Here is a 6,000-nt window from a genome sequence, read left to right on the forward strand (position 1 = left end):
TTCTTCTAAAGGTGATAAACCGCTGCAAGCACTTGTTTTGTGGATAAATTTGTCGGTTCGGCGGGACTTTGGCTGAAAAATGAGCAACCCTCTCAAACCCGCATGACAGAAGGGTTACAGAGGGATGTGCTCAGGTTATCCACAGTCGGGTGCACAGTGGATGTGGGCAAGTTGAACGATTGCGAGGCGCCCTGAAAGGTTGCAGCCTTTGAACTCAGCGCCCTAACCGAATCCGTCCACGGCTCAGGTCGGCCAGTTGCGTTTGCAATGTTTCGATCTGCGCTTCACCCACGGCCAACTGCAGGTCTACGCCATTGGCCGTAAAGCGTTCTTCATTGACCAGCCCGCCGCATTCGGCGACGCGCAGTTTCACCAAGGGCAGTTCGGCGAACCCGCAGCTACAGTGCAAGGGCACGCGGCTGATCAATTCGATTTTCTCGGCGTTTTGCAGGCATTTGTTCGCGCCGCCGCCATAAGCCCGGGCCAGCCCGCCCGTGCCCAGTTGAATCCCGCCGTACCAGCGGATCACCAGCACTGCGACCTGATCGCAAGCCTGTGCTTCGATCGCGGCCAGGATTGGCCGCCCGGCGGTGCCGCCCGGCTCGCCATCGTCGTTGCTGCGGTATTGGTCGCCGAGTTTCCAGGCCCAGCAATTGTGCGTGGCATTCAGGTCACTGTGCTGCTCGATAAAGGCCTGGGCGTCGGCGGGGCTGGTGATGGGCGCGGCGAGCGTAATGAAACGGCTTTTGCGAATTTCTTCGCGGTATTCGCAAAAGCCGGCAAGGGTAAAGGTCATGGCGATCTTAGAGGGCAGGTGTCAGGCCGCAGCCCTTGAGAATGATGCGGATCAGGTTGTCGCCAGCCTCGACCATGTCTTGCTTGGTCAACTTGCTGCGCCCGGTCACGCGACAGATCTGGGTGGCGAAGTCGGCGTAATGCTGGGTGCTGCCCCACAGCAGGAAAATCAGGTGCACCGGGTCGATCGGGTCCATCTTGCCGGCATCGATCCAGGCCTGGAATACGGCCGCCCGACCATTGAACCAGGCGCGATAATCCTGGTTGAAATATTCGCTCAGGCATTCGCCACCGCTGATCACTTCCATGGCAAACAATCGCGAGGCCTGGGGTTGGCGACGAGAGAACTCCATTTTGGCGCGGATATAGCGGGTCAAGGCTTCGGCGGGATCATCCTCGGCTGTGAGGGTATTGAAGGTGCTGTCCCACAATTCGATGATGTTGCTCAGCACCGCCACGTACAAGCCGAGCTTGTTGGTGAAGTAGTAATGAAGGTTCGCCTTGGGCAGCCCGGCCTTGAGGGCGATGGCATTCATGCTGGTGCCTTTGAACCCGTGACGGGCGAACTCATCTTCGGCAGCCTTGAGGATCGTCTCTTCATTCTTTTGACGAATGCGACTGGTGGGCTTGCCACCGTGGGCAGGGACTTCAAAGGTCATGGGCGTTTCCGGGCTGGGTCTGTGGGCAAGCAAATGCGTTGATAGCGCACCGGCATCAATCCGACAAGTGCCATCACACTAAAAGCCTCTCGATGGCGATCCTCTGCCCCTTGTGGGAGCGAGCTTGCTCGCGAAAGCGGAGGGTCATTCGATATAGGTGTCGCCTGATACACCGCCTTCGCGAGCAAGCCCGCTCCCACAGGGGTTAACGGGTGGCCGCCAGGCTTTCGAGAAAGCTCTCCAGCACCAAGTGAGGCCGGCGGCCCTTGCGCGTGACCGACGCCAGGCTCAGGTCATAGAACCGTACCGCCGGTTTCAAGGCTCGCAGCCGACCTTGCTGGACCCAGAGGCTGGCGTAGTGATCGGGCAGGTAACCGATGTAGCGCCCGGTGAGAATGAGGAACGCCATGCCTTCGCGGTCCGATGCACTCGCGGTGCAATTGAGCGCCTGGTAATGGGCCTGTATTTCGGCTGGCAGGCGGAAGGTCGGCGCGATGGCGTCCTGGCTGTTGAGGCGAGCGTCCTCAAGTTGCTGGTCATCGACATAAAACAGCGGATGCCCGACCGCGCAGTACAGCAGCGATCGTTCACTGTACAGCGGTTGATATTCCAGCCCGGACAGGGCGCTGGCCTGGGGAACTACGCCAACATGCAAGCGCCCGTCGAGCACGCCTTGCTCGACTTCGTTGGGGGCGATCATGCGAATCTGGATCTGCACGTCGGGCCCGCGCTCTTTCAATTGCGCCAAGGCATGGGTGATGCGCATGTGGGGCAGGGTGACCAGGTTGTCGGTCAGGCCGATGGTCAATTCACCGCGCAAATGCTGGTGCAGGCCGTTGACCTCGGTGCGAAAGCTTTCCAGTGCGCTCAATAGCTGCAACGCCGATTGATACACCTCGCGACCTTCCTCGGTCAGGGAAAATCCCGCGCGCCCACGCTGGCACAGGCGCAGGCCGAGACGTTGCTCGAGGTCGCTCATCTGCTGGCTGATGGCCGAGCGACCGATGCCCAGCACGGTTTCAGCGGCGGAAAATCCACCACATTCAACTACGCTGCGGAAAATGCGCAGCAGGCGAATATCAAAGTCGCTGACCTGGGCCAGTGGATCGGGACGACGAACGCTCATAGTTTAGTGATCCACCGACTGAAGGTTACAAAAGTTGGATTTCACCGACTTTATCGCCGTGGCAACTTAGCTGCAAGAACGCCTTTCGATCCCTGTCGCTTATGACCTGCGAGGTTTTGTCGATGAACATGCCCGAACACGCTGCCGGTTCCCTGGCTAGCCAGCTCAAGCTGGATGCCCACTGGATGCCTTACACCGCCAACCGCAATTTCCAGCGCGATCCGCGCCTGATCGTCGCTGCCGAAGGCAGTTGGCTGGTGGATGACAAGGGGCGCAAGGTGTACGACTCGCTGTCGGGCCTGTGGACATGTGGCGCCGGGCACACGCGCAAGGAAATCCAGGAAGCGGTCGCCAAGCAACTGGGCACCCTCGATTACTCGCCGGGGTTCCAGTACGGCCATCCGCTGTCGTTCCAACTGGCGGAAAAAATCACCAGCCTGACCCCGGGCAATCTCAATCATGTGTTCTTTACCGACTCCGGCTCCGAGTGCGCCGATACCGCGGTGAAGATGGTCCGCGCCTACTGGCGTCTCAAGGGCCAGGCGACCAAGACCAAGATGATTGGTCGTGCCCGCGGCTATCACGGCGTGAACATCGCCGGCACCAGCCTCGGCGGTGTCAACGGCAACCGCAAACTGTTCGGCCAGGCCATGATGGACGTCGACCACTTGCCTCACACCTTGCTGGCCAGCAATGCCTATTCCCGTGGCATGCCAAAAGAAGGTGGCATCGCCTTGGCCGATGAGCTGCTGAAGCTGATCGAGCTGCACGATGCGTCCAACATCGCCGCAGTGTTCGTCGAACCGATGGCGGGTTCGGCCGGCGTGCTGGTGCCGCCTGAGGGTTACCTCAAGCGCCTGCGGGAAATCTGCGACCAGCACAGCATCCTCCTGGTGTTCGACGAAGTGATCACTGGTTTCGGTCGCACCGGTTCAATGTTCGGTGCCGACAGCTTCGGCGTGACCCCGGACCTGATGTGCATCGCCAAGCAAGTCACCAATGGTGCGATTCCCATGGGGGCGGTGATTGCCAGCTCCGAGATCTACCAGACGTTCATGAACCAGCCGACGCCCGAGTACGCGGTGGAATTTCCCCACGGCTACACCTACTCGGCGCACCCGGTAGCCTGCGCGGCTGGCCTGGCGGCGCTGGACCTGCTGCAGAAAGAAAACCTGGTACAGAGCGTGGCCGAGATCGCCCCGCATTTCGAGAATGCATTGCACGGCTTGAAGGGCGCGAAGAACGTCATCGACATTCGCAACTATGGCCTGGCCGGCGCGATCCAGATCGCCGGGCGCGACGGCGATGCCATCGTGCGTCCGTTCGAGGCCGGCATGGCGTTGTGGAAAGCCGGGTTCTATGTGCGGTTCGGCGGCGACACCCTGCAGTTCGGGCCAACGTTCAACAGCAAGCCGCAGGACCTGGATCGCCTGTTCGATGCGGTCGGTGAAGTGCTGAACAAGCTCGACTGATACGTCCTTCTATATAGCTTTCGATAACGGGCGTCCGGTTACGGGCGCCTGTGGATAATTTTGGAGTCCCCATGAGCCTCATCCCGCATTTGATCAATGGCGAACTGCTGAGCGACAGCGCTCGCACCGCCGATGTGTTCAACCCGTCCACTGGCCAGGCCATCCATAAAGTGCCATTGGCTGATCGCGCGACCATCCAGCAGGCCATCGACGCCGCGAAGGCGGCTTTCCCGGCCTGGCGCAATACACCGGCGGCCAAGCGCGCGCAGGTGATGTTTCGTTTCAAGCAATTGCTGGAGCAGAACGAGTCGCGCATCGCGCAGTTGATCAGTGAAGAACACGGCAAGACCTTGGAAGACGCGGCCGGTGAGCTCAAGCGCGGCATCGAAAACGTCGAGTTCGCCTGTGCGGCACCAGAAATCCTCAAAGGCGAATACAGCCGTAACGTAGGACCGAACATCGACGCCTGGTCAGACTTCCAGCCTCTGGGCGTGGTGGCGGGCATCACGCCGTTCAACTTTCCGGCGATGGTGCCGCTGTGGATGTATCCGCTGGCGATCGTTTGCGGTAACTGCTTTATTCTCAAGCCGTCCGAGCGTGACCCGAGTTCGACGTTGCTGATCGCCCAGTTGTTGTTGGAAGCCGGTTTGCCCAAGGGCGTATTGAGCGTGGTGCACGGCGACAAGGCTGCGGTGGACGCACTGATCGAAGCGCCAGAAGTGAAGGCGCTGAGTTTTGTCGGTTCGACGCCGATTGCCGAGTACATCTATGCCGAGGGCACTCGGCGCGGCAAGCGCGTCCAGGCGCTGGGTGGGGCGAAGAACCATGCGGTGCTGATGCCGGATGCGGACCTGGACAATGCCGTCAGCGCACTGATGGGCGCGGCGTACGGTTCGTGCGGTGAACGCTGCATGGCGATTTCGGTAGCGGTGTGTGTCGGCGACCAGGTGGCGGATGCGTTGGTCTCCAAGCTGGTGCCGCAGATCAAGGCGCTGAAGATTGGCGCCGGCACGTCTTGCGGGCTGGATATGGGGCCGTTGGTGACCGGTCAGCATCGGGACAAGGTCAGCGGCTATATAGAAGACGGTGTGGCGGCGGGTGCTTCGCTGGTGGTCGACGGCCGTGGCTTGAGTGTGACCGGGCATGAGGAGGGCTTCTTCCTGGGTGGCTGCCTGTTTGATCGCGTGACCCCTGAGATGCGCATCTATAAGGAAGAGATCTTCGGGCCAGTGCTGTGCATCGTCAGGGTTAACAGCCTGGAAGAGGCGATGCAGTTGATCAACGATCACGAGTATGGCAACGGCACTTGCATCTTTACTCGCGATGGTGAGGCGGCGCGGTTGTTCTGCGATGAGATCGAAGTCGGCATGGTGGGCGTCAACGTTCCATTGCCGGTGCCGGTTGCCTATCACAGCTTTGGCGGTTGGAAGCGTTCACTGTTCGGTGACCTGCACGCCTACGGCCCGGACGGCGTGCGTTTCTATACCCGTCGCAAGGCCATTACCCAGCGCTGGCCGCAGCGGGCCAGCCATGAGGCTTCGCAGTTTGCGTTCCCCAGCTTGTAACCGGTAAGTGAAGAGGCCGGCACCCTTGGGCGCCGGCCTCTGTGTTTACGGGGCTTTTTGACTGATGTGACAGAATTGTGAAGAAAGGTGTTGACGGCAGATTCTGGAAGTCTATAATTCGCCCCACTTCCGGCGCAGTCGAAACGGAAAACTCCTTGAGATTCAATGAGTTAAGTAAGTTTCGAAGGTGTTGGGCTTCAGGTCATCGAAGCCCGGAAGGAGCAGGTGGAGCGGTGTTGTTTGGCTCTATCGGCGGTTCGATCTTCTCGGTCGAAAGCGGTGAAAAAGAGGTGTTGACAGCAGCGAGTAACGCTGTAGAATTCGCCTCCCGCTAACGAGAGATCGGAAGCGCAAGTGGTTGAAGTTGTTGATGTTTCCGAAGC

At 59.9% G+C, this 6,000-nt stretch carries 5 protein-coding genes; 2 read left to right on the plus strand and 3 right to left on the minus strand.

Going from position 1 to position 6,000, the window contains the following annotated elements; genetic code table 11:
- Positions 1–214 precede the first annotated feature (214 nt).
- The 3 genes from B0E42_RS15785 to B0E42_RS15795 all read right to left on the minus strand — a co-directional run bounded on the left by B0E42_RS15785 (position 215) and on the right by B0E42_RS15795 (position 2,580).
- On the minus strand, positions 215–796 hold the full coding sequence (locus B0E42_RS15785) for a YigZ family protein (RefSeq protein ID WP_018605110.1): 582 nt from the start codon (positions 794–796) through the stop codon (positions 215–217).
- 7 nt (positions 797–803) lie between these two features.
- A complete protein-coding gene (locus tag B0E42_RS15790) occupies positions 804–1,454 on the minus strand; it encodes a TetR/AcrR family transcriptional regulator (protein WP_018605108.1) in 651 nt (216 codons plus the stop codon).
- Positions 1,455–1,659: 205 nt separating this feature from the next.
- A complete protein-coding gene (locus B0E42_RS15795) occupies positions 1,660–2,580 on the minus strand; it encodes a LysR family transcriptional regulator (protein WP_014336429.1) in 921 nt (306 codons plus the stop codon).
- A 122-nt stretch (positions 2,581–2,702) separates the two neighbouring features.
- On the opposite strand from B0E42_RS15795, the gene B0E42_RS15800 reads away from it, so the two are divergent.
- Positions 2,703–4,052 carry an aspartate aminotransferase family protein gene (locus B0E42_RS15800; RefSeq protein WP_003197518.1) on the plus strand — a complete coding sequence of 450 codons (1,350 nt, stop codon included), beginning with the start codon at positions 2,703–2,705 and terminating at the stop codon, positions 4,050–4,052.
- 71 nt (positions 4,053–4,123) lie between these two features.
- Positions 4,124–5,617, plus strand: coding sequence for a CoA-acylating methylmalonate-semialdehyde dehydrogenase (locus B0E42_RS15805; protein ID WP_018605104.1), 1,494 nt, complete (start codon positions 4,124–4,126; stop codon positions 5,615–5,617).
- Positions 5,618–6,000 lie beyond the last annotated feature (383 nt).

This window comes from Pseudomonas sp. A25(2017) (genome assembly GCF_002001065.1).
GTDB lineage: Bacteria > Pseudomonadota > Gammaproteobacteria > Pseudomonadales > Pseudomonadaceae > Aquipseudomonas > Aquipseudomonas kilonensis.